Source organism: Bradyrhizobium sp. SZCCHNR1015, assembly GCF_032489875.1.
In the GTDB taxonomy this organism is placed as follows: domain Bacteria; phylum Pseudomonadota; class Alphaproteobacteria; order Rhizobiales; family Xanthobacteraceae; genus Bradyrhizobium.
In genome coordinates this window covers 237400-259230 of sequence record NZ_JAUEYW010000005.1, presented here as the reverse complement: position 1 = coordinate 259230, position 21831 = coordinate 237400, and the positions used below count along the sequence as shown (strand labels likewise).

The following is a 21831-nucleotide window of genomic DNA, read 5'->3' as shown; positions in this document are numbered from 1 at the left end:
AGGCGATTGCGTTGGATCGGCGAAGTACCTATCAGGTTGTACGGAGCACGATGAGATCCGCGCTCTTTTGAGGTTGTTTTTCGTCAAATTCCTTATGCTGGGTGACAGTTGTTGGCCAAGGCAGCGGACAAAAGCGACCCGGACGTCGAGGCGATGGTGGAGGATCCCGACGCCGCGGCAGCTCTGATCGCCGAGGTGACGGCCAGCCTGTCGCATCTGGCGCAGCGTCATCGCCTCGACATGCTGGACTATCTCCTGCGCATGGCGAACCTCGAGGCCGAGGAGCATCTCAGGCTGCGCAGCCGCCGCAGGCTGTGCTGACGGCCAGTCGTGCTCACCGCGGGGCGAGAGCGGTTTCCTCCGGCGCCAGCGTCCGGCCGTCATCCGCAGTGAGCAGCAGCTTGCGAACCGGCCTGCGGTTCACCCGGTCGACGAGCGCGGTGGCGATCTCGTCGGGGTGCTCGTCGAATTCCTCGCTCCACTGCCGCAGTGCGACCAGGATCGGAAACAGGCCGCGGCCCTTCGGCGTCAGCACGTAGTCGCGATAGGAGCTGCCGTCCGACGCCGGCTCGGTGGTCAGGATGCCACGATCGACGAGCGCCCGCAGCCGCGCCGCAAGGATGTTCTTGGCCATGCCGAGGCTGCGTTGAAACGCGCTGAAGCGGCGCAGGCCGAGGAACGCGTCACGAATGATCAGCAGCGACCACCAGTCGCCGATCGCATCCAGCGACCGCGCGATCGGGCAGGCGTCGCCTTCCAGACTGGTGCGCTTGACCATCAGATCATCCTTGTCCTGTCACCCGCGGGCGGCCGATGCCCCCGAGGGCGCTCGCGTCCGCTCACGCACTTGTGTGGTTGCATTATAAAACCAGATAGCCTATGTCGTCCATCGGTTTAATAATGCAACCATATGGAGACGGACGTGAGGCTTGCGAACAAGACGGCACTGATTACCGGCGGCAGTAGCGGCATCGGGCTTGCGACCGCCCGCCGTTTCGTCGCCGAAGGCGCCAGGATCGCGATCACCGGGCGCGATGCCGGGCGGCTGGAGGCTGCGGCGCGCGAGCTCGGGCCGAACGCGCTGGCGCTGGTGGCCGATGCCACGGACATCGCCGCGACCGAGGCCGCGGCTGCCACCGCCGCAGAACGCTTCGGCAAGCTCGACATCCTGTTCGCCAATGCCGGCATCCCCGGCTCGACGCCGGCCGGGGCAACCAAGCTCGAGGTGTTCGAGCAGGTGATCCGCACCAATCTGACGGGCGTGTTCTTCACCATGCAGGCGGCGCTGCCACATCTCAAGGACGGCGCCTCGGTCATCCTCAATGGCTCGGTGATCTCCGTGCTCGGGAATCCCGGCTATTCGGCCTACGCCGCGAGCAAGGCCGGGGTGCGCGCGATGGCGCGGGTGCTGGCGTCGGAGCTGTCGCCGCGCGGCATCCGTGTCAACGTGGTCGCGCCGGGCGCGATCCGGACGCCGATCTGGGGCGCCGCGGTCGCCACGCCGGATGCCGAAAAGATGTTCGAGGCCAGAATCGCGGCGACCACCCCGCTCGGTCATATCGGCGAGCCTGACCATATCGCCGGCACCGTGCTGTTCCTGGCCTCGGACGACGCCGCGCATGTCCAAGGCCAGGAGCTGTTCGTCGATGGCGGCGCCACGAGCTCGCCGGCCGGTGCGCCGATCTATCGGGGTTGACCGGGCCGGGTCGGTGGGCGGTTTGAGACCTGCCCCGGGGTTGAAAGCGGTGGCTGCCGGCGGCAGCCACCGAGGGACTCAAGCGGCGAGACCGCCGGCCGTTTGAATCGCCTTCGCCAGAGCCTGCTCGCGATGCTCCGGGCCGATCTGGACACCGTCGGCCGCAACGAATTCGAGATCCGTGACGCCGATGAAGCTGAAGACACTGCGCAAATAGGTCTCCAGGTGTTCGAATGCCGCCATCGGCGTGTCCGCGCCGTAATGGCCGCCGCGCGAGAGCGCCACGATAATGCGCTTGCCACCGGCCAAACCCTGCGGGCCGTTTGGGCCATAGCTGAAGGTCTTACCCTTGACTGCGATGCGGTCGATCCATGCCTTGAGCTGGCTCGGGATGGAGAAGTTGTACATCGGAGCGCCGATCACGACGATATCGGCAGCCAGGAACTCTTCCAGAACGGCCTGTCCGGCAGCGACATCAGCTTCCACCGCGGGATCCTCGACGGGCGCTCCGTAAGCGACGGCGACATGCGTTCCTGACAGATGCGACAGCGGCTCGGCTGCGACATCTCGGTAAATCACCTCCAGCCCCGGCATGATCTGGCGGAAACGGCCGACGATCGCGGCGGATACCTGACGGCTGACGGAGTTCGGGCCGAGCACGCTGGAGTCGATGTGGAGGAGTTGGGTCATAGGTCAGTCACCTCAGTATTGGTTTGTAACTGGCGCACTATGAGTGACTGTGCTGTAACCTCACAAGAACGCACATTCTTGAAACCCGAGCACAGCCGTGACACTTGCGAACAGCGATGATCCCGATCTCCCGACGCAGCCAAGTCATGATGATTGCCGGGGCGCGGCCTCGATCCTGGCGCGTGTCGGCGACAAATGGAGCGTGTTCGTCATCATGATGCTTCAGGACGGCCCGAAGCGCTTCAACGAGCTGAAGCGGCTCGTTGGCGGGATTTCCCAGCGGATGCTGACCTTGACCCTGCGCGGCCTCGAGCGCGACGGGCTGGTGACGCGGACGGTGTTTCCGACCATCCCGCCGCGGGTCGATTATGAGCTGACCGATCTCGGCCGCGGCCTGTCGCAGCCGGTGCAGGCGCTTGGGCAATGGGCCATCCAGCACCAGGAGCAGATCGAGCAGGCGCGCACGCGCTTCGACGCGCGCAGGGATGCGGACTGAGAGTCAGATCAGCGACACCATCCCGCCGCCGTGGCGCTCCAGGCGGCCGGCCAGCTCGAGCTCCAGCAGCACCATGCGCAGCACGGCCGGCGACAGGCCGCTGATCCGGATCAGGTCGTCGATCGACACCGGGGTCGGGCCGAGCAGGGCCGTGACCTGCGCGCGGTCGTGGCTCTCGGGATCGGGGGCGAACAACTCCTCGTCCGGCTCGCGCAGCGAAAAGGGCAGCGGCCGCTCCATGATCGGGCCGACGGCCTGGATGATGTCGGCGGTTTCGGTGACCAGCGTGGCGCCCTGCTTGATGAGATCGTTGGTGCCCGCGCAGCGGGGATCGAGCGGCGAGCCTGGGACGGCGAAGACCTCGCGTCCCTGTTCGCCGGCCATGCGCGCCGTGATCAGCGAGCCCGAGCGATGCGCAGCCTCGACGACGACGACGCCGAGCGAGGCGCCTGAGATCAGCCGGTTGCGGCGGGGAAAGTCGCGGGCGCGCGGCTCGTGTCCGAGCGGCATCTCGGAGATTGCGGCGCCACTGCCACTGATGATGGCGCCGAGCAGATCGACATGCTCCGGCGGATAGATCCGGTCATGGCCGCCGGCGAGGACCGCGACGGTGCCGCTGCCGAGGCTCGCGCGATGGGCGGCCTGATCGATGCCGCGGGCGAGCCCCGAGATGATGATGAAGCCGGCCTGGCCGAGCTCATGGGCGATCTGGCCGGCGAATTTGAGTCCGGCGGCGGAGGCGTTGCGCGAGCCGACGATGGCGATCATCGGGCGCATCAGCGTCTCGCGGGCGCCGCGCACCGCCAGCAGCGGAGGTGCATCGTCGCAGGTGGCGAGTCGGGGCGGATAGCCGTCCTCGTCCGGCGCCCGCAGGTCGACGTCCTGCCGCTTGCAGGCGTCGAGTTCGGCCTCGGCTTCGCCGACCGTGCAGATCCGGCCGGTTCCGGCCGCGCCGCCGCGGCGTGCCAGGTCGGGCAGCCGGTCGAGCGCGGCGCGCGCGGTGCCGAAATGGTCGAGCAATGAGCGGAAGGTGCGCGGGCCGACATTGTCGGAACGGATCAGCCGCAGCCGGTCGCGCCGCTCGGTGTCGCTGAGCTCGATCGTCGTGTTGATGGCGTCCACGCATAGCCCCCCAAACCCGGAGGCTAGAATGGAGCAACCCGAAGACGCAGGGAAGAGGCGCGCTACGCCGGCGCGACGTCGCGCACGTCCTCGGACACGGACACCGGAGACGCCAGCGCGGGCTGCTCGTCGGGGATGGCCGGCGTGGTGCCGGCCGGGGCTTCGCGCAGCCAGCGTTCCGCGGCGTCGCGTCCGCGCTGGTAGAGCAGCTCGATGAAGCCGCTGCCGAGGTCGGTCGCATCGCGCTGAGCCAGGGCCTCGATCTCGTCCTCGGCGGCAAGCCGATGCACGCGCGGCGGATGCAGGCCGTCGCTGCGCGCCCATTCGAGTGCCGCGAGCTCGGCGTTCAGGACCGCATTGCCGGCGATCTGGTCGAGGCGGCGATCGATCGCGGCCGAGGTCATCGGCACATAGGCGTCGCGCGCGGGCATGACCTGAACGACCAGCAGGTCGGCGGCGCTCGACTCATGCGCGATCTGGATCAGCGGCGGATTGGTGACGTAGCCGCCGTCCCAATACGCCTCGCCCTCGATGTCGACTGCGGCGTGCAGTTGCGCGGGACAGGTGGAGGCGAGCAGAGCATCCGGCGTGACGCCGGCATTGCGGAAGATCTGCGGCAGGCCGTCACGGGCCCGGGTCGCCGCAACCAGCAGGCGGGGCGCGGCCGGGCCCTGCACGGCGTCGAAATCGATCGTCTCGCGGAGGAGGTCGCGGAGCGGATCGAGATCGAGCGGGTCGGCGCGTCCGCTCCGCAGCCCCGCACCGAACGACACCGAGCTGCTCGCCGGCGAGTACGCGCCGATCACCAGCAGCGATCGGAACGACGCCTCCTCCATCAGCCGGGTCCAGAACAAAGCGAGCCGGTTGCGCGCTTCGTCACGGCCGCCCTTGGCCAGCCCGCTCGCGAGCAGCGCGGCGTTGACCGCGCCGGCGCTGGCGCCGCTGATGGTGTCGAAATCGCAACCGGGTTCCTCGAGCAGGCGATCCAGCACGCCCCAGGTGAAGGCCGAGAACGTTCCGCCGCCCTGCAGGGCCAGCGACAGCTTGCGCGGCGGCCACGTTCGCGGCGGCGGCGGCAGGGTGGCGCTGGCGATCGTCTCGGCGAGCGATCGCTCCGGCGTTTCCGCAGGCTTGGGCTCGGCGGCAGCCGCCGCCCCGGTCATGGGAAGCTTGACGGCGGCGGTGCTTTCCTGCGGCGTGCTCGTCGAAGGCTCCATCGCGGCGTTTGCGCTCTCAGGAACCAGATCTTCAGCCGCGCCTACGCCGACGCTCGTCGCGGGCTCGACCGCTGTCGCCGGCGAGGGAGCGGCGGGTTCGCTGGTGGAGCCGAACGCATCCGTCAACCAGATCTGAGCGGCGGAGAGGAGGGCGCTGGCGCTGGAACGGACCGGGGTGGACATTTGCTGCGCCGGCTCCTCATCAGTGCGATCATCGCGCGTGGCGACGAACCGCTTGAATGGGTCTTGCGTAATCAGATGCCGGAATCATGACAGGCAATCATGATTCACGCCAGGGTCCGGCGTTGACTTGTTAGCTGATGAAGCACAGGTGTTGCTGCCTTGCCGCTGCGATTTCAGCACGAACCACACATTACCCGTATTTGCCCGGAGTAGTTACTTCTTCGCGCCGATCTTGCTCTCGGTGCCGGCCTGCAATCGCTTGATGTTTTCGCGATGCATGTAAATGAGCAACAATGTGAGCAGGGTGAACAAGGCGGCCAGCGCGGTGTGGCCGAAAGCCCACAACACGATCGGCGTCAGCACGCTGGCGACGAGTGCGGCGAGTGATGAGTAGCGGAGCGCGAAGGCGGTTGCGAGCCAGACCAGGCAAAAGAAGATCGCGCCCGGCCAGAACAGACCGATCAAAATACCGATGTAAACGGCGACACCTTTGCCGCCGCGGAACTTCAGCCACACCGGGAACAAGTGACCGAGGAAGGCGCCGAGGCCCGCGACCATCGCGGCATTCGGGCCGCCGAGATAGCCCGCAATGATCACGGCCGCCGTGCCCTTGAGAGCGTCGCCGAGCAGGGTCGCCGCCGCCAGCCCCTTGCGGCCGGTGCGCAGCACATTGGTGGCGCCGATGTTGCCGGAGCCGATGCTGCGCAGATCCTGCGTGCCGGCGAGCTTGGTAAGGATCAGGCCGAACGGGATGGAGCCGAGGAGATAGCCGATGATGAGAGCGACCGGCAGGAAGGCTTCGGAACCCATCACGCGACTCCTTCGACGCTTCGCCTGGCGTCAGACATGTTCGAACACGGTGCGGCCGCCGACGATGGTGCGGACCACGCGGCCGGTGAAGCGGGCTTCGTCGAACGGCGTGTTCTTGCACAGCGATTTGAGGTCTGCCGGATCGAGGATCCAGGGCACGTCCGGATCGATCACGATGATGTCCGCCGGCGCGCCCGCCCGCAAGGTGCCACCGGGCAGGCCGAGCAGCTCGGCGGGCCGGGTCGACATCGCGCGGATCAGGGCGGTCCAGCTGAGCTCGCCATTGTGCACCAGCCGCAGCGCCGCCGGCAGCATCGTCTCGAGTCCGACCGCGCCGCTGGCAGCCTCCGCGAACGGCAGCCGCTTGACCTCGACGTCCTGTGGCGTGTGGTCCGACATGATGACGTCGATCAGGCCGGAGGCGAGCGCCTCGACCAGCGCGCGGCGGTCGACCTCGGTGCGCAGCGGCGGCGTCAGCTTCAGGAAGGTGCGGTAGGGGCCGATGTCGTTCTCGTTCAGGGTGACATGATTGATCGAGACCGACGCGCTCACCGTGAGCCCTGCCTCGCGGGCGCGCCTGAGGATGTCGAGCGAGTCGATCGAGCTCAGCGCGGCCGCGTGATAGCGGCCCTTGCTGAGTGCGACGAGGCGCATGTCGCGCTCGAGCACGACGGCTTCGGCTGCGGGCGGAATGCCGGAGAGGCCGAGCCGCGAGGCGAACTCGCCTTCGTTCATGACGCCTTCGCCGACGAGGTTCGGATCCTCGGTGTGATGCACGATCAGGGCGTCGAAATCGCGCGCATAGGTCAGCGCGCGGCGCATCACCTGGGCGTTCATCACGCTGCTGTGGCCGTTGGAGAAGGCGACGGCGCCGGCGGCGCGCAACAGCCCGATCTCGGTCATCTCCTCGCCGCGCAGGCCCTTGGTCAGCGCCGCCATCGGCTGGATGTTGACGATCGCGGTGTCGCGGGCGCGGCGCAGCACGAAGTCGACGGTCGCCGAATTGTCGATCACAGGCTCAGTGCCGGGCTGGCAGATGATGGTGGTGATGCCGCCGGTCGCGGCGGCTTGGCTGGCGCTGGCGAATGTCTCGCGATGGCCCAGACCCGGCTCGCCGACGAAGGCGCACATGTCGATCAGGCCGGGGGCCACGATCTTGCCGGCGCAGTTGACGACATCGGTGCCCTCGGGCACGCCCGCGGCGCCGATGCCGCGCTTGAGGTCGCGGATGACGCCGTCGGCGATCAGCACGTCGCCGGGGCCGTCGAAGTCGCGGGAGGGGTCGATCACGCGCGCATTGGCGAGCTGGATCGGGCGGCGGTCGGTCAGCATGGCGTTTGGTCCCGACTTCTGTATCACGCGTTGGGCAGGTTGCGGGCCAGTGCTTCGAGCACGGCCATGCGCACGGCGACGCCCATTTCGACCTGCTCCCGGATCAGCGACTGCGCGCCATCGGCAACGATGGATTCGATCTCGACGCCGCGGTTCATCGGCCCCGGATGCATGACCAGCGCGTCGGACTTGGCGTAGGCGAGCTTCTTCTGGTCGAGCCCGAAATACTGGAAATATTCCGACGACGACGGCACGAACGAGCCGTTCATGCGCTCGCGCTGCAGCCGCAGCATCATCACGATGTCGGCGCCGTTGAGCCCCTCGCGCATGTCGCGCGCGACCTCGACGCCCATGCGCTCGATGCCGGGTGGCAGCAGCGTGGAGGGTGCGACCACGCGGACGCGCGCGCCCATCGTGTTCAGCAGCAGGATGTTGGATCGCGCCACGCGCGAATGCAGCACGTCGCCGCAGATCGCGATGACCAGCCCCTCGATGCGGCCCTTGTTGCGGCGGATCGTCAGCGCATCCAGCAGCGCCTGCGTCGGATGCTCATGCGCGCCGTCGCCGGCATTGATCACGGAGCCGTCGACCTTGCGCGCGAGCAGCTCGACCGCGCCGGAGGCGTGGTGGCGGACCACCAGAATGTCCGGATGCATCGCGTTGAGCGTGACCGCGGTGTCGATCAGGGTCTCGCCCTTCTTGATGGACGAGGACGACACCGACATGTTCATGACGTCGGCGCCGAGCCGCTTGCCCGCCAGCTCGAACGAGGATTGCGTGCGGGTCGAGGCCTCGAAGAACAGGTTGACCTGGGTGCGGCCGCGCAGCACGGTGCGCTTCTTGTCGACCTGACGATTCAGTTCGACATACTCCTCGGACAGGTCGAGGAGGCCGGTGATGTCGTGGGCGGAAAGGCCCTCGATTCCCAGCAAATGCCGGTGCACGAGGACGAAAGTCGATTTCGGAGAGGTTGCCATTAAAGCCAGAGCTATAGGCGCGGTTTCCATGGGGGGCAAGGCCGAAAGCCGGGGTTCCGAGTTATCCCCCGTTCCGTCTTCCGAGCCTCTCAGGGGGCTCCAAACCGGGGGCTGGCGGGCCGTCGTCGGAGGAGGCCCGCTCCGATATGCGCTGATCCTGCTGGCGGCGATCGTGCCGGCCTGCGCGGCCGCGTTGCCGTTCGATTTCGTCTATCTCCGCGACATCGACCCGACGATCCTCCAGGACATCCGTTATGCCGGCAGCAACAATTTCGTCGGCCGACCCTTGCCGGGCTACGAGGCGGCCGAATGCGTCGTGACGCGTGACGTGGCGCGGCGGCTGCAGGCGGCTCAGGCCGAGCTGCGGCAGCGCGGCCTGTCGCTGAAGATGCTCGACTGCTACCGGCCGGTGCGTGCGGTCGCAGAGATGCTGGCCTGGTCCCAGGACGGCGTCGAGACCACGGCCGGCCGCCGCTACACGCCGCGCATTGCCAAGCAGGACCTGTTCCGTCTCGGCTATATCGCCGTGCGTTCGAGCCATTCGACCGGTGCGGCGCTCGATCTCACGCTGGTCGAGCTCGCGGCGGACAATTCCGCGGCGTTCGACCCGGCCAAGGACTACGCGGACTGCACCGCGCCGGCAGCGCTACGCGCGCCCGAGGGCAGCGTCGACATGGGAACCGGCTACGATTGTTCCGACGTGAAGGCCCATACCGCTGCGCAGAACCTGACACCGGAGCAGCGCCGCTGGCGCAACGAACTGGTTGCGGTGATGGCGCGGCAAGGTTTTGTGAACTATGCCAAGGAGTGGTGGCACTTTTCGCTGCCGGGCGCTGGCGCGACCACTTATGTTTTTCCCATTCGGCCGCGCCGATGATTGATCTCTGCAGGGCACGGCCATGACGCAGTCTTCCTTCGCGACCCATGAGGTCTTAAACCAGTCGCCGCCGTTCGAGGACGTCGACCTGTTCACGGCCGACCGGCCGTTGGCCGACGCCGTCAAGGCCAATGGTGGTGCCGGGGCTGAGCAGGAGCTGACAGCTTTCGGCAAGCGATGGGGCTCGGCTGCGATGGCCGAGCAGGGCCGGCTCGCCAATGAGAACACGCCGAAGCTGCGCAGCTTCGACGCCAAGGGCTTTCGGCGGGACGTCGTCGAGTTTCATCCGGCCTATCATCAGATGATGACGCGCTCGGTCGAGGCCGGCCTGCACAATTCGACATGGACCGCCGGGGGCCATCCTGTTGGCGGCGCGTCGGAGGTGGTACGCGCGGCGAAGTTCTACATCGCCTCGCAGGTCGAGAGCGGACACCTCTGTCCGATCACGATGACGCGGGCCTCGGTGGCGGCGCTGGCCGCGCAGCCTGACCTGCTGGCGCGGACGATGCCCCTCATCGGCACGCGCGACTACGATCCGGCGTTTGCGCCGTGGTGGCAAAAGCGCGGCATGACGCTCGGCATGGGCATGACCGAGAAGCAGGGCGGGACCGACGTGCGCGCCAACATGACGCGCGCTGAGCGTACGACCGATGGCTATCGCATCACCGGGCACAAATGGTTCATGTCGGCGCCGATGTGCGACGCGTTCCTGGTGCTGGCGCAGGCCGATGCCGGCCTGACCTGCTTCTTCATGCCGCGCTTCACGCCGGATGGCGCGGTGAACGCGATCCAGTTTCAACGCTTGAAGGACAAGCTCGGCAATCGCTCCAATGCCTCGTCGGAGGTGGAGTTCGCAGGCAGCTATGCCGAGCGGGTCGGCGACGAGGGCAGGGGCATCAGCACCATCATCCAGATGGTGCAACTGACGCGGCAGGATTGCGCGATCTCGTCTGCCGGCCTGATGCGCTCGGGGCTCGCGCATGCGCTGCATCATGCGCGCCATCGCAGCGTGTTCCAGAAGCATCTCGCCGACCAGCCCTTGATGCAGGCGGTGCTCGCCGACATGGCTCTCCATGTCGAGGCGACGGTGGCGCTGGTGATGCGGCTGTGCCGCGCGTTCGACCGCACGCCGGCTGACGCGAGCGAAGCCGCCTACATGCGGCTGTTGACGCCCGCGATCAAATACTGGGTCTGCAAGAGCGCGCCGCCGTTCCTGTATGAGGCGATGGAGTGCCTGGGCGGCAATGGCTATGTCGAGGACGGCGTTCTCGCGCGCCACTTCCGGGAGTCGCCGGTCAATGCGATCTGGGAAGGCTCGGGCAACGTGATGTGCCTCGACGTGCTGCGCGCGCTGTCGCGCGAGACGGAGGCTGCCGCGCATGTCCTGATGCATCTGAAGGCAGAGACCAGCGGGTTGCCCGGTGCGGCGGAGGCGCTCGCTTTCATCGAGACCAGCTTCCGCCGACCGGATTCCGAGCGCGTTGCCCGGCTCGCGGTGGAGAAACTGGCGCTGCTCGCCGCCTGTGCCGCGCTCAACGTGGTCACGCCTCGCCATGCCGAACTGTTCGCCGCGACGCGTCTTTCCGCTGTTCATCCGAGCATGTACGGCGCCATCGATCTCGATCCCTCGGACATCCGTACCTTGCTGGAGCGCGCGCTGCCTTGACCGACACTCCCGAAGCCGCCGTGATGGATTCCCTCGATCCGGGCAACCCGCCACAGCAGGTCGCTCCGGCGCAGCATCAGCCGCGCACGCTCGGCTTCTGGCGCACCTTGCTGTGGGGCCTCCTCATCATCGTCGTGTTCTTCATCGGCCAGCTGACTCCGATCGTCTATTTCCTGCTGCGCCATGAGGGGCCAATCGACAGCATGGCCGCGTTTCAGTTGGCCATGATCCAGATCGCGAGCCGGTCGCTCACGGTCTCGCTGTCGGCGATCATGGGCGTTCCGGCCATTTTGATCCCGATCTATTTTGCCGTCCGCCACACCCGCATGTCGTTCGCCGACTATCTGGGCCTGCGCTGGACCGGCTGGAAGAATTTCGGCTTTGGCGTTGTCGGGATGGTCGTGATCCTGGGATGCTGGGAGCTGGTTTCGCAACTGACCGGCCGCGGAGACACGTCGTCGAGCTTCATGGTGGACATCCTGAAGACCGCCAGAGGCGACGGCGTGGTCTGGCTGCTGGTCATCGCCTTCTGCGTCGCGGCGCCGGTTTCGGAAGAGCTCATGGCGCGCGGCTTTCTCTATCGCGGCTGGTCTGACACCTTCCTGCAGGTGCCCGGCGCCATCGTGCTGTCGTCCTTGCTGTGGACCGTGCTGCATCTCCAGTACGACTGGTTCGCGCTGCTCAACGTGTTTTCCCTCGGCGTGTGGTTCGGCTATCTGCGCTCTCGAACCCACTCCACCTATCTGACCATGGTGCTGCACGGGCTCAACAACCTCGCCGCCACGGTGCAAACCATGTGGCTCGCCAGCGGCCACTCCTGAGCGCGGTGTTCAGCTCGCCCAGGCGATCGCGAGCGGCATGGTCAGCGCGGCCAGCACGGTCTGCAGCGAGATGATCTGCGCCAGCAGCGGCGCATCGCCGCCCATCTGCTTCGCCAGCACATAGGCGCTCGGCGAGGTCGGCACCGCCGCGCAGATCGCGACCACCACGAGGCTCGGGCCGGTGACGCCGAACCATCCGGCAAGCCCGATAGCGAGGAGGGGCATCAGGACCAGCTTGAGCACGACGCCGAGCGCGGCGGCCGGGCCGGCGCGCCGCAAGCCCTCGAAGTGCAGACCGGCGCCGGTCACCAGCAAACCGATCGGCAGCGAGGCCTGGCCGAGCGCATCGGCGGCATCGTGCCAGAGCTTTGGCAGCGGCACATGGGCTACGTTGAGTGCGAGCCCGGCGATGCAGGCCCAGATCAGCGGATTGCGGATGATGGTGGCGAGGATCTCGCGCATCGAGCGGCGGGTCGGCGAGGCATAGTGGGCGAGCACGGCGACGCTGAATACGTTGACCATCGGGATGATCGCGATCATGCCGACCGAGGCCACCGCGAGCCCGGTCGGGCCGAACAGGCTGCCCGCCACGCTCAGCGCGACGTAGGTCTGCCAGCGGGTTGCCCCTTGGAAGATCGACGTGAAAGCCGGACCATCGATGCCGGAGCGGGTGAGCAGCGGCCGCAGCGCGAGGCACAGCGCCGACATCGCCAGCATCGCCAGGAACAGGGCGCCGCCGATGCCTGCGACCGGCACCTTGCCGAGATCGGCCTTCACCAGGCTCTGCAGCAGCAGCGCCGGAAACAGCACATAATAAGTCAGCCGCTCGAGCCCGTGCCATTGCGTATCCAGCCGGATCAGGCTGCGCCGCAGGCCGAAGCCCATCACGATCAGCAGGAACACCGGCGCGAGCGCCGCAGCGACGGGGCTCATGCGCTAGCGACCGGACTGGCGCAAGGTCGCAAGCCGATCGAGCGCGCCCTGCAGGATGAAGATCGCTGCATGCGTATCGATCACCTCGGCGCGTTTGGCGCGGCTGACATCCATGCCGATCAGCTCGCGCTCGACGGCGGCCGTCGACAGCCGCTCGTCCCAGAGGCCGATCGGCAGGTCGGTGATGCCCGCGAGGTTGCGCGCGAACGCCCGCGTCGATTGCGCCCGCGGCCCTTCGCTGCCGTCCATGTTGATCGGCAGGCCCAGCACCAAGCCGACCACCTTGCGCTCGGCGCAAATCGCCTGCAGTCTGACAGCATCGGCCTTGAAGGCCTTGCGCTGGATGGTCTCGACGCCGGTGGCGAGCCGCCGGTCGGGATCCGACACGGCGACGCCGATGGTCTTGGTGCCGAGATCGAGGCCGACGAGCGCCCCGCGCTCGGGCCAGCGGCCGGCGGCTTCGATGAGGGGAAGGATGGGAGCGGGCATGGCGCGCCGCTTAGCACGGGTGCATCCCCCGAGCCAGCACGGCAGGCGCATGGCTTGTCGCTCCGCTGCCATCGTTCTATATGGAGCATCGTACCGTGAACAGGAGTGGTGCCGTGGATCGCAGGACCAACATTGCCCGCCGCTTTGTGTCCTCTGCCATCACGGTCGCTCATGTCCTTCTGTCTCACGCTCGACGCGGTCGCCGCCGCGACACCTGACGGTCATCCTCTCTTCGACAATCTCACGCTCTCGATCGGCGCCGAACGCGTCGGTCTGGTCGGCCGCAACGGCTCCGGCAAGTCGACCTTGCTCCGCATCGTCGCTGGCGTCTCGGAGCCGGCGGCCGGAGCGGTGACGCGCAGCGGAACGCTCGGCCTCCTGGCGCAGCACTGGGAACCCGGGTTGCGTGTCGACGAGGCGCTCGGCGTGGCCGGCGACCTTGCGGTCATCGACCGTATCGTCGCGGGAAAGAGCCAGGACGCCGATCTTGCCGATGATCTCGCGCGCGCGGATTGGAGCCTGCCCAGTCGTGTCGATGACGCGCTGACCGAGGCAGGTCTCGCCGGAATTGCGCTCGATCGCTCGATGGACTCGCTCAGCGGCGGCGAGCGGACGCGCATCGGCATCGCGCGGCTACTGATCGAGGCGCCGGATCTGCTGCTGCTCGACGAGCCCACCAACAATCTCGATGCCGAGGGCCGCGACGCCGTCGGCCGGCTGATGCGGCGCTGGCGCGGCGGCGTGCTGGTCGCCAGTCATGACCGCGCGCTGCTGGAGATGATGGACCGGATCGTGGAGCTTACCCCGGTCGGGGTCCACATCGTCGGTGGCGGCTGGACGATGTTTACGCAGGCGCGGGAGGATGCGCGGGCGCGTGCAGCGATCGCGCTGGACCGCGCCGATGCGCATGTGCGGGATGTCAGCCGCGCCGTGCAGCGCCAGCGCGAAGCCAAGGCGCGCAAGGACAAGGCCGGCCGTGCTTTCGCCGCCGCCGGCTCGGCGCCGAGGATCCTGCTGGGCGCCCGAGCCGAGCGGGCCGAGACGACCAGCGGGCGATCGCAGCGGCTCGCCGAGCGCTTGATCACCGAAGCGGCCGAGCGAGCAGAGCAGGCGCGACAACATGTGGAGGTGCTGACGCCGCTCTCGATGGTCCTGCCGCCGACCGGGCTCGGCGCCGGCACCGAGCTGCTTGCGATGGAGGACGCGGTCGTGAGCGCCGGCGACAGGAGGTTCGGTCCCTGGACGCTCGGTGTCAGGGGCCGGCAGCGGATCGCGATCACCGGACGCAATGGCGCAGGCAAGACCACGCTGCTCAGGGCCGCGATCGGCGCGATTCCGCTGACCGATGGAACGGTCCGGCGCGCCGACGGGCGTATCGCGATGCTGGATCAACACGTCGCGTTGCTGGATCGCAGCGACAGCATCATCGGCAATTTCCGCCGCCTCCATCCGGCGCTCGGCGCCGAAGCGGCGCATGCAGCCTGCGCGCGCTTCGCATTCCGCAACCGCGACGCCGAGCAGACGGTGGAGACGCTGTCCGGCGGCGAGCGCCTGCGCGCGGGCCTTGCCTGCACGTTCGGCGGCGAGCGTCCGCCATGGCTGTTGCTGCTCGACGAGCCGACCAACCATCTCGACATTTTCTCGATCGAGATCCTGGAGCGGGCGCTGCGCGACTTCGACGGCGCGCTGCTGGTCGTCAGCCACGACCCGTCATTTCTTGCGGCGATCGGCATTGCCGGGGAGTTCGTCGTGAATGGCTGAGCGGGCACGGCAGACCGTGCCCGCAAAGCAGATGCGATTCAATGAGCTAACGGATCGCGATCGGGTTGATCATGCCCTGGACGCCGCCGCGCCAGCGCGGCTGGCCCAGGACGAACAGGAACTCGTAGCCCTTGTCCTTGGCGAGCTCAGCGGTGTCCATGTTCTCCAGGATGTAGGTTCCGTTCATCGCGAGCAGGATCTGGTGCACCTCGAACAGGTTGTTGGACTCGAACGGGATCGCCTCCACCGCCCAATTGTCGGCGCCGACGGCGACCACGCCCTTCGAGGTCAGGTATTTCGCGCCTTCGACGCCGAGACCCGGCTCACCGGCGCCGTAGCGCTTGTCGTCCTTGCCGATCAGACCGAGCCAGCCGGTGTGGAAGATGACGATGTCGCCCTGGCGGATTTCGACACCCTGTTTCTTGGCGGCCTCCTCGATCTCCTTGACGTTGAACGCCGTGCCTTCCTTGACCACGTCGGTGTTATAATAGGCGGCCATGTCGAGCAGCACGCCGCGTGCGACCAGCGGCGGCACCTTCTCGATGCCGAGCTTCTTCAGGCCGGTCGGATCGGCGAAGTCGAGCAGCTTGTTGCCGTTGTAATAGACGTGCTCGACGCCGAGATGGCCGAGACCGTCAATCTGGCTGCCGACACCGACCCAGCCTTCGACGATGTCGTCATTGTAGGTCGCCTTGTTGGGCCCGAGTCCGGGAATGCCCGCCTGTCCCGGCTGCACCACCGTGATTTTGAACGAGCGCGGCGGGTAGGCGGGGGTCTTGGAGTCGATGATCATGCCGAGCGGATAGGTCTTGCCGGTCTTCACCAGCGAGGCGGCTTTGACCACGAGCTCCGGCGTGATGTAGTTGGCCGCGCCGATCTCGTCGTTCGGCCCCCATTTCGATTTCGTCCAGTCCTGGGCTTGGGCCGTCCCGATCGCACCCATCATGGCAATCGAGCAGCCCAACACGAACGCGTTGCGCATCGCATTTCCTCCGACATGTTGATGTTTGTTGTTTTCGCGCTGGCCAGCGCTGCATCCTAACGTAGTGCAGGGCTGCCGGACAAAATGTTTTCGGATGCGTGCGCTGCACAGCGCCCGAACGTCGCATCGGTCGAAATGGCAGTGTTTTGCGGAGGTGGCGTTGATTCCGTGCTGTGGAATGTGTCTTGTGGCTGGGACGCCTGTGCACAATCTCTGGGCGAACGTCTTACGCCGCGATGTCGTGATCCCGGCAGCCGAGGCCTTCCATGAAGGCCGACAGCGCACTGCTGCGATGCGCCGCGCGGCGGTGGATGAAGAGCGTCTCGACCTGCGCATGGGACGGATCGAGTGTGTGCAGCCCGACGCTGCCGCTCATCGCGTGCCGCGTCACCACCGCGCGCGGCAGCAGCGCGACGCCCATGCCGGCGGCGACGCAGCCGATCATGCCGTCGAGGGTGCCGAGCTCGATCCGGGACGCGGCGGGCCAGCCGAAATCGTTGAACACCTGCTCCAGCCGCTGCCGGTAGGTGCAGCCGGTCCTGAACACCAGCGCGGTCGGTCCCGACGCCGCGGTCGCCGCGCGTAAGGCGGACAGGCTTTCGAAGCGCCGGGCCGTCACCAGCACCAGCTCTTCCTCGAACGCGACGACGCCGGCGAGATCGGGATGGTCGATCGGACCGGCGACGAAGGCACCATCGAGAGTGCCGTCGAGCACGCTCGCGACGAGATCGGCGGTCGGCGCCGTGCGCAGGCTGAGGGCGACGGCGGGAAAGCGGCGATGGAAGTCGGCGAGCCGCGTCGGCAGGCGCACCGCGGCGGTCGTCTCCATCGAGCCGATCATCAGCGGCCCCTGCGGCTCGCCGTCGTCACGCGCGGCGAGAACCGCTTCGCGCGACAGCGCCGCGATGCGATCGGCGTAGGGCAGCAGGCGCTGTCCGGCGCCGGTCAGGGTCATGCCGCGGCTGTGGCGTTCGAACAACGCGGTGCCGATCTCGGCTTCCAGCGCCTTGATCCGCTGCGTGACGTTGGACTGGACCGTGTTGAGCACCTCCGCGGCGCGCGTGATGCCGCCGGCGCGCGCCACCGCGGCAAAGGTCTGCAGGTCGCTCAGTTCCATGGCCGCTCTCCGTTTTGAATCTGCGATGGCAGAGTTCTCAACTATTCATTTTCAGAGAATGCTACCCGCGCCTAATGTCCGCGTCCAGAGCGCAGGAGAGTCTTCATGCCGCTGAGAACCGCGCTGACGGAGAGGCTCGGCATCGATCATCCGATCCTGCTGGCGCCGATGGATGTGATTGCCGATGCGCGGCTGGTGCGCGCCGTCAGCGGTGCCGGGGGGTTCGGCATTCTCGGCGGCGGCTATGGCAACCGCGCTTGGCTCATGCAGGAGACAGCGAAGCTCGATGGCCTGCGTGCGCCGTTCGGCATCGGCTTCATCACCTGGTCGCTGGCGAAGCAGCCGGAGTTGCTCGAGATCGCGCTTGCGGCCAAGCCCACCGCCGTGATGCTGTCGTTCGGTGATCCCCGGCGCTTTGCACCGGCGATCAAGCAGGCGGGCGCGCGCTTGATCTGCCAGGTGCAGGACGAGGCCATGGCCGAGCAGGCGATCGCGGCCGGCGCCGATGTCCTGATCGCGCAAGGAACCGAAGCAGGCGGCCATGGCGCCTCGCGGACCACGCTCGACATCGTGCCGGCCATCATCGATCTCGCAGCCGGTCGCGTGCCAGTGGCCGCCGCCGGTGGTCTCGCCGATGGCCGCGGTCTTGCCGCGATGCTCACGCTCGGCGCCGATGGCGTGCTGCTCGGCACGCGCTTCTATGCCAGCCAGGAAGCTGCCGGTGCAGACGAAGCCAAGCGCCGCATATGCGCGGCAAAATCAGGCGAGACCGTGCGCGGCATCGTCTTCGACCTGTCGCGCAACAATGTCTGGCCGGCGCCGTTTACCGGACGCTGCCTGGTCAACGACCATGCGCGGCGCTGGATAGCGCGCGAGGTCGAGCTGCTGCAGCAGGTCGAGCGCGTGTCGGCCGACTATGTGAAGGCGAGGGCGGAAGGCAATTTCGACATCGCCGCGGTCATTGCCGGCGAGGCGGTCGGCCTGATCCATGATATCCCGCCGGCCGCCGAGATCGTCGCGCGCATCGTCGATGAGGCCGAGCAGATCCTGCAAGGGCGGCGCAACTCGTCCGCCGTCTTCGCCAAGCAATAGGAGCAAATCATGTGGCCCGACCGCCGCTTCCTGGATCTCGTCAAGACCGAGCACCCGATCGTGCTCGCGCCGATGGCCGGCGTGATGGACGCCGATCTCGTCATCGCGGTGGCGCGAGGCGGCGGGCTCGGCTCGCTGCCCTGCGCGATGCTCTCGGCGGACAAGGCCCGCGAGCAGGTCAACATCATCCGCCAGCGCGTCTCGGCGCCGATCAATGTGAACTTCTTCTGCCACACGCCCGTCGAGGCCGACGCGGCACGTGAGGCCGGGTGGAAGAAGCGGCTCGGCGCATATTATCAAGAGTACGGCGTTGATCCCGACGCTCCGGTCCCGGCCGCGAACCGTGCGCCGTTCGATGCCGCGATGTGCGCCGTCGTCGAGGAGTTGAAGCCGGAGATCATCAGCTTCCATTTTGGCCTGCCCGAGCCGTCGCTGCTGGCCCGCGTGAAGGCGACAGGCACGGTCGTGATGGCGTCCGCGACCGTGGTGCGCGAGGCGGTGTGGCTGGAGCGGAACGGCGCCGACGTCATCATCGCGCAAGGTGCGGAAGCGGGCGGCCATCGCGGCATGTTCCTGACCGACAAGCTCGCCGAGCAGGTCGGGACGTTTGCGCTGGTGCCGCAGATCGTCGATGCGGTTGATGTCCCGGTGATCGCGGCGGGCGGCATCGCCGATGCGCGCGGCATCGCCGCGGCGTTCGCGCTCGGCGCCTCCGGCGTGCAGATCGGCAGCGCCTATCTGCGCTGCCCCGAATCCAAGGTCAGCGTGCTGGCGCGTGCCGCACTTGCCGCCGCCGATGACGAATCCACCGTTATTACCAACGTGATGACCGGCCGGCTCGCGCGCGGCGTCGCCAACCGGGTGATGCGCGAGGTCGGGCCGATCTCGCCGGACGCGCCGGCGTTTCCTCATGCCGCGACCGCGCTCGGCCCGCTCAAGGCGGCCGCGGAGAAGCAGGGCAAGGTCGATTTCACCAATCTCTGGGCCGGGCAGGCGCTGCCGCTCGGCCGCGAGCTGCCGGGGGCCGAGCTGACGCGGACGCTGGCCGAACAGGCGCTGGCGCGGCTTGCGAAGCTGGCGGGCTGACGCCAAAGGCGGCGTCACGGGCGGGGCGGTGCCCTGGGAAAGTCCGGAGGCTGCCGGTTGCGGCGCGAAAGCCGGCTCTGCTATAGGGCGGGTTCACTGTTTCCCGTGAGGCCCTATATAATGTCGGTCGATGCCGCCACCGTCCGCAAGATCGCGCAATTGGCGCGGATCGCTGTCACTGACGCCGAGGTCCCGCATCTGCAGGGCGAGCTCAATGCGATGCTGGCCTTCGTCGAGCAGCTCTCGGAGGTCAATGTCGAGGGCGTCGAGCCGATGACCTCGGTGACCCCGATGGCGATGAAGAAGCGCCAGGACGTCGTCACCGACGGCGACATCGCCGACGACATCGTCAAGAACGCGCCGATGACCGAGAACAACTTCTTTCTCGTGCCGAAGGTCGTGGAATAGCCAGGTGGAATAGCCGAGGCAGGTCCGCGCGCCCGTCGCGCGTGATCCGCTCCTTCAAACCGACAAGCGAGCCAACGCCGATGTGCCTGCTCTGCGACGATGAAGCGGCCTACAAGGCCTATATGGACTATCTCGACGCCATGGAGCGGCAGGGCAAGGCCGCCGACCCGGACAAGGCCGTCAACGAGATCCTCGACCAGCTCGAAGCGGCCGCCAATACCAAGAAAGCCTCCCCTGCGAAGAACAAGTTCTTCGCGGACGACGCCGACGACGACAAGACGCTCTCCCCGTTCTTCTGCAGCCCGATCAACAAATGACCGATTTGACTTCGCTGACGCTCGCCGAGGCCCGCAAGGGTCTCGCGAGCAAGACCTTCACGTCGCTCGAGCTGACCGACGCCCATCTCAAGGCGATCGAGGAGGCGCGGGCGCTCAATGCCTTCGTGATGGAGACGCCGGACCAGGCGCGCGCGATGGCGCGCGACGCCGACGCCAAGATCACCAGGGGTGAGGGCGGGCCGCTGGCCGGCATTCCGCTCGGGATCAAGGACCTGTTCGCCACCAAGGACGTCCGTACCACGGCGTGCTCGAAGATCCTCGGCAACTTCGTCCCGACCTACGAGTCGACCGTGACCTCGCAGCTGTGGCGCGACGGCGCCGTCATGCTCGGCAAGCTCAACAATGACGAGTTCGCGATGGGCTCGTCCAACGAGACCTCGTGCTTCGGCCCGGTCGGCAATCCCTGGCGCCGCGAGGGCTCCAACACCACGCTGGTGCCGGGCGGCTCGTCCGGCGGCTCGGCGTCGGCGGTGGCGGCGCTCTTGTGCATGGGCGCGACCGCGACCGACACCGGCGGCTCGATCCGCCAGCCCGCGGCGTTCACCGCCACCGTCGGCATCAAGCCGACCTATGGCCGCTGCTCGCGCTGGGGCATCGTCGCCTTCGCCTCCTCGCTCGACCAGGCCGGCCCGATCGCGCGTTCGACCCGCGATGCGGCGATCCTGTTGCGCTCGATGGCCGGCCACGACCCGAAGGACACCACCTCGGTCGACATCCCCGTGCCGGACTACGAGGCCGCGATCGGCAAGTCCGTGAAGGGCATGAAGATCGGCATCCCCAAGGAGTATCGGCTCGACGGCATGCCGGCCGAGATCGAAAAGCTCTGGAGCGAGGGTCGCAAGTGGCTGGAAGCCGCCGGCGCAGAAACCGTCGAGGTGTCGCTGCCGCACACCAAATATGCGCTGCCGGCGTATTACATCGTGGCACCGGCCGAGGCGTCCTCCAACCTCGCCCGCTACGACGGCGTCCGCTACGGTCTGCGCGTGCCCGGCAAGTCGATTGGCGAGCTGTACGAGAACACAAGGGCCGAGGGCTTCGGGCCCGAGGTGCGGCGACGCGTCATGATCGGCACCTATGTGCTGTCGGCCGGCTATTACGACGCCTATTACATCCGGGCGCAGAAGGTCCGGACCCTCATCAAGAAGGATTTCGAGGACTGCTTCGCCCAGGGCGTGAGCGCGATCCTGACGCCGGCGACGCCGTCGGCCGCCTTCGGCATCGGCGAGAAGGGCGGCGCCGATCCGGTCGAGATGTATCTCAACGACATCTTCACGGTGACCGTGAACATGGCCGGCCTGCCGGGCATCGCGGTGCCCGCCGGCAAGGACAGCCAGGGGCTGCCGCTGGGCTTGCAGCTGATCGGCCGGCCGTTCGACGAGGAGACGCTGTTCTCGCTCGGCGAGGTCATCGAGCAGGCGGCGGGACGCTTCACGCCGGTTCGGTGGTGGTAAGCGTCGCCGATTTCAAGACGAGCCTCGCGGGCGACGCGCCCGCGGCCGGCCTGACGCCGGTGCTCACCGGCCTGTGGTGGCTGGCGAAGGGCGACTGGGACCGGGCGCACAAGATCATTCAGGACGAGCCCGGCCGCGACGCGGCCTGGGCGCACGCACATCTGCATCGCGTCGAGGGCGACCTCGGCAATGCCGGCTACTGGTATCGCCAGGCCGGGCAGCCGGTCGCGAAAGATGCGTTGGTTATCGAATTCGAGCGGATCGTCTCCGCACTGCTTGGGAGTTAG

24 protein-coding genes are annotated in these 21831 nt (G+C 67.5%); 13 read left to right on the top strand and 11 right to left on the bottom strand.

Going from position 1 to position 21831, the window contains the following annotated elements; translation table 11 throughout:
• Nucleotides 1-111 precede the first annotated feature (111 nt).
• Nucleotides 112-321: a hypothetical protein gene (locus QX128_RS11255; protein ID WP_315712655.1), complete on the top strand. Its 210-nt coding sequence runs from the start codon at nucleotides 112-114 to the stop codon at nucleotides 319-321.
• A gap of 13 nt (nucleotides 322-334) precedes the next feature.
• Here QX128_RS11255 and QX128_RS11250 read toward each other — a convergent pair whose 3' ends face one another.
• Complete coding sequence (locus QX128_RS11250) at nucleotides 335-778, bottom strand: helix-turn-helix domain-containing protein (RefSeq protein WP_316218291.1); 444 nt, start codon at nucleotides 776-778, stop codon at nucleotides 335-337.
• Between the two features lie 144 nt (nucleotides 779-922).
• Between QX128_RS11250 and QX128_RS11245 the strand changes: the two genes are divergently transcribed.
• On the top strand, nucleotides 923-1696 hold the full coding sequence (locus tag QX128_RS11245) for an SDR family NAD(P)-dependent oxidoreductase (RefSeq protein WP_316218292.1): 774 nt from the start codon (nucleotides 923-925) through the stop codon (nucleotides 1694-1696).
• Between the two features lie 78 nt (nucleotides 1697-1774).
• Here QX128_RS11245 and QX128_RS11240 read toward each other — a convergent pair whose 3' ends face one another.
• Nucleotides 1775-2386 carry an FMN-dependent NADH-azoreductase gene (locus QX128_RS11240; protein WP_316218293.1) on the bottom strand — a complete coding sequence of 204 codons (612 nt, stop codon included), beginning with the start codon at nucleotides 2384-2386 and terminating at the stop codon, nucleotides 1775-1777.
• A gap of 97 nt (nucleotides 2387-2483) precedes the next feature.
• Between QX128_RS11240 and QX128_RS11235 the strand changes: the two genes are divergently transcribed.
• Complete coding sequence (locus QX128_RS11235) at nucleotides 2484-2882, top strand: helix-turn-helix domain-containing protein (RefSeq protein ID WP_316218294.1); 399 nt, start codon at nucleotides 2484-2486, stop codon at nucleotides 2880-2882.
• Nucleotides 2883-2885: 3 nt separating this feature from the next.
• Here QX128_RS11235 and dprA read toward each other — a convergent pair whose 3' ends face one another.
• From dprA to QX128_RS11210, 5 genes are all read right to left on the bottom strand, one after another.
• Nucleotides 2886-4004 (bottom strand): DNA-processing protein DprA, encoded by a 1119-nt coding sequence (gene dprA / locus QX128_RS11230; RefSeq protein ID WP_316218295.1) that lies wholly within the window; start codon nucleotides 4002-4004, stop codon nucleotides 2886-2888.
• Between the two features lie 62 nt (nucleotides 4005-4066).
• Nucleotides 4067-5404: a patatin-like phospholipase family protein gene (locus tag QX128_RS11225; RefSeq protein WP_316237470.1), complete on the bottom strand. Its 1338-nt coding sequence runs from the start codon at nucleotides 5402-5404 to the stop codon at nucleotides 4067-4069.
• Between the two features lie 213 nt (nucleotides 5405-5617).
• Nucleotides 5618-6214, bottom strand: coding sequence for a glycerol-3-phosphate 1-O-acyltransferase PlsY (gene plsY, locus QX128_RS11220; protein ID WP_316237469.1), 597 nt, complete (start codon nucleotides 6212-6214; stop codon nucleotides 5618-5620).
• A 30-nt stretch (nucleotides 6215-6244) separates the two neighbouring features.
• Nucleotides 6245-7546 (bottom strand): dihydroorotase, encoded by a 1302-nt coding sequence (locus QX128_RS11215; protein WP_316237468.1) that lies wholly within the window; start codon nucleotides 7544-7546, stop codon nucleotides 6245-6247.
• A 23-nt stretch (nucleotides 7547-7569) separates the two neighbouring features.
• Nucleotides 7570-8523, bottom strand: a complete 954-nt coding sequence (locus QX128_RS11210; RefSeq protein ID WP_316237467.1) for an aspartate carbamoyltransferase catalytic subunit — start codon at nucleotides 8521-8523, stop codon at nucleotides 7570-7572.
• A 172-nt stretch (nucleotides 8524-8695) separates the two neighbouring features.
• On the opposite strand from QX128_RS11210, the gene QX128_RS11205 reads away from it, so the two are divergent.
• The 3 genes from QX128_RS11205 to QX128_RS11195 are packed head-to-tail and all read left to right on the top strand — an operon-like array spanning nucleotide 8696 to nucleotide 11887.
• On the top strand, nucleotides 8696-9400 hold the full coding sequence (locus QX128_RS11205; RefSeq protein WP_316237466.1) for a M15 family metallopeptidase: 705 nt from the start codon (nucleotides 8696-8698) through the stop codon (nucleotides 9398-9400).
• Nucleotides 9401-9422: 22 nt separating this feature from the next.
• Complete coding sequence (locus tag QX128_RS11200; RefSeq protein WP_316237465.1) at nucleotides 9423-11066, top strand: acyl-CoA dehydrogenase family protein; 1644 nt, start codon at nucleotides 9423-9425, stop codon at nucleotides 11064-11066.
• Nucleotides 11063-11887, top strand: a complete 825-nt coding sequence (locus tag QX128_RS11195; protein WP_316237464.1) for a CPBP family intramembrane glutamic endopeptidase — start codon at nucleotides 11063-11065, stop codon at nucleotides 11885-11887. The genes QX128_RS11200 and QX128_RS11195 overlap by 4 nt, the downstream gene beginning before the upstream one ends.
• A gap of 9 nt (nucleotides 11888-11896) precedes the next feature.
• Here the strand turns inward: QX128_RS11195 and QX128_RS11190 are convergent, their stop codons facing one another.
• Together QX128_RS11190 and ruvX are read right to left on the bottom strand one after the other, a co-directional pair.
• Nucleotides 11897-12820, bottom strand: a complete 924-nt coding sequence (locus QX128_RS11190) for an AEC family transporter (protein WP_316237463.1) — start codon at nucleotides 12818-12820, stop codon at nucleotides 11897-11899.
• Nucleotides 12821-12823: 3 nt separating this feature from the next.
• Complete coding sequence (gene ruvX / locus QX128_RS11185; protein ID WP_316237462.1) at nucleotides 12824-13309, bottom strand: Holliday junction resolvase RuvX; 486 nt, start codon at nucleotides 13307-13309, stop codon at nucleotides 12824-12826.
• A 171-nt stretch (nucleotides 13310-13480) separates the two neighbouring features.
• Here ruvX and QX128_RS11180 point away from each other — a divergent pair, with 171 nt between their 5' ends.
• The gene (locus tag QX128_RS11180; RefSeq protein WP_316237461.1) at nucleotides 13481-15070 is read left to right on the top strand and encodes an ABC-F family ATP-binding cassette domain-containing protein; all 1590 of its coding nucleotides are present in this window, start codon (nucleotides 13481-13483) and stop codon (nucleotides 15068-15070) included.
• Between the two features lie 46 nt (nucleotides 15071-15116).
• Here QX128_RS11180 and QX128_RS11175 read toward each other — a convergent pair whose 3' ends face one another.
• Nucleotides 15117-16052, bottom strand: a complete 936-nt coding sequence (locus QX128_RS11175; protein ID WP_316237460.1) for a cyclase family protein — start codon at nucleotides 16050-16052, stop codon at nucleotides 15117-15119.
• 226 nt (nucleotides 16053-16278) lie between these two features.
• Entirely contained in the window at nucleotides 16279-17169 is an 891-nt protein-coding gene (locus QX128_RS11170) for a LysR family transcriptional regulator (protein WP_315804084.1), read from the bottom strand.
• 105 nt (nucleotides 17170-17274) lie between these two features.
• Between QX128_RS11170 and QX128_RS11165 the strand changes: the two genes are divergently transcribed.
• From QX128_RS11165 to QX128_RS11140, 6 genes are all read left to right on the top strand, one after another.
• Complete coding sequence (locus tag QX128_RS11165; protein WP_316218304.1) at nucleotides 17275-18261, top strand: nitronate monooxygenase; 987 nt, start codon at nucleotides 17275-17277, stop codon at nucleotides 18259-18261.
• Between the two features lie 9 nt (nucleotides 18262-18270).
• The gene (locus QX128_RS11160) at nucleotides 18271-19347 is read left to right on the top strand and encodes a nitronate monooxygenase family protein (protein WP_316237459.1); all 1077 of its coding nucleotides are present in this window, start codon (nucleotides 18271-18273) and stop codon (nucleotides 19345-19347) included.
• A 120-nt stretch (nucleotides 19348-19467) separates the two neighbouring features.
• Nucleotides 19468-19755, top strand: coding sequence for an Asp-tRNA(Asn)/Glu-tRNA(Gln) amidotransferase subunit GatC (gene gatC, locus QX128_RS11155; protein ID WP_315804081.1), 288 nt, complete (start codon nucleotides 19468-19470; stop codon nucleotides 19753-19755).
• Nucleotides 19756-19835: 80 nt separating this feature from the next.
• On the top strand, nucleotides 19836-20072 hold the full coding sequence (locus tag QX128_RS11150) for a hypothetical protein (protein WP_316237458.1): 237 nt from the start codon (nucleotides 19836-19838) through the stop codon (nucleotides 20070-20072).
• A complete protein-coding gene (gene gatA / locus QX128_RS11145) occupies nucleotides 20069-21544 on the top strand; it encodes an Asp-tRNA(Asn)/Glu-tRNA(Gln) amidotransferase subunit GatA (RefSeq protein WP_316237457.1) in 1476 nt (491 codons plus the stop codon). The genes QX128_RS11150 and gatA overlap by 4 nt, the downstream gene beginning before the upstream one ends.
• Nucleotides 21535-21831, top strand: a complete 297-nt coding sequence (locus QX128_RS11140; protein WP_316237456.1) for a hypothetical protein — start codon at nucleotides 21535-21537, stop codon at nucleotides 21829-21831. Before gatA ends, QX128_RS11140 begins: the two co-directional genes overlap by 10 nt.

What these genes read in the sequence shown, in the direction of transcription:
- QX128_RS11250 (WP_316218291.1), bottom strand. Translation starts at nt 778, where the DNA reads ATGGTCAAGCGCACCAGTCTGGAAGGCGACGCCTGCCCGATCGCGCGG.
- QX128_RS11240 (WP_316218293.1), bottom strand. Translation starts at nt 2,386, where the DNA reads ATGACCCAACTCCTCCACATCGACTCCAGCGTGCTCGGCCCGAACTCC.
- QX128_RS11225 (WP_316237470.1), bottom strand. Translation starts at nt 5,404, where the DNA reads ATGTCCACCCCGGTCCGTTCCAGCGCCAGCGCCCTCCTCTCCGCCGCT.
- plsY (WP_316237469.1), bottom strand. Translation starts at nt 6,214, where the DNA reads ATGGGTTCCGAAGCCTTCCTGCCGGTCGCTCTCATCATCGGCTATCTC.
- QX128_RS11215 (WP_316237468.1), bottom strand. Translation starts at nt 7,546, where the DNA reads ATGCTGACCGACCGCCGCCCGATCCAGCTCGCCAATGCGCGCGTGATC.
- QX128_RS11210 (WP_316237467.1), bottom strand. Translation starts at nt 8,523, where the DNA reads ATGGCAACCTCTCCGAAATCGACTTTCGTCCTCGTGCACCGGCATTTG.
- QX128_RS11200 (WP_316237465.1), top strand. Translation starts at nt 9,423, where the DNA reads ATGACGCAGTCTTCCTTCGCGACCCATGAGGTCTTAAACCAGTCGCCG.
- QX128_RS11190 (WP_316237463.1), bottom strand. Translation starts at nt 12,820, where the DNA reads ATGAGCCCCGTCGCTGCGGCGCTCGCGCCGGTGTTCCTGCTGATCGTG.
- ruvX (WP_316237462.1), bottom strand. Translation starts at nt 13,309, where the DNA reads ATGCCCGCTCCCATCCTTCCCCTCATCGAAGCCGCCGGCCGCTGGCCC.
- QX128_RS11180 (WP_316237461.1), top strand. Translation starts at nt 13,481, where the DNA reads ATGTCCTTCTGTCTCACGCTCGACGCGGTCGCCGCCGCGACACCTGAC.
- QX128_RS11175 (WP_316237460.1), bottom strand. Translation starts at nt 16,052, where the DNA reads ATGCGCAACGCGTTCGTGTTGGGCTGCTCGATTGCCATGATGGGTGCG.
- QX128_RS11170 (WP_315804084.1), bottom strand. Translation starts at nt 17,169, where the DNA reads ATGGAACTGAGCGACCTGCAGACCTTTGCCGCGGTGGCGCGCGCCGGC.
- QX128_RS11165 (WP_316218304.1), top strand. Translation starts at nt 17,275, where the DNA reads ATGCCGCTGAGAACCGCGCTGACGGAGAGGCTCGGCATCGATCATCCG.
- QX128_RS11160 (WP_316237459.1), top strand. Translation starts at nt 18,271, where the DNA reads ATGTGGCCCGACCGCCGCTTCCTGGATCTCGTCAAGACCGAGCACCCG.
- gatC (WP_315804081.1), top strand. Translation starts at nt 19,468, where the DNA reads ATGTCGGTCGATGCCGCCACCGTCCGCAAGATCGCGCAATTGGCGCGG.
- QX128_RS11150 (WP_316237458.1), top strand. Translation starts at nt 19,836, where the DNA reads ATGTGCCTGCTCTGCGACGATGAAGCGGCCTACAAGGCCTATATGGAC.
- gatA (WP_316237457.1), top strand. Translation starts at nt 20,069, where the DNA reads ATGACCGATTTGACTTCGCTGACGCTCGCCGAGGCCCGCAAGGGTCTC.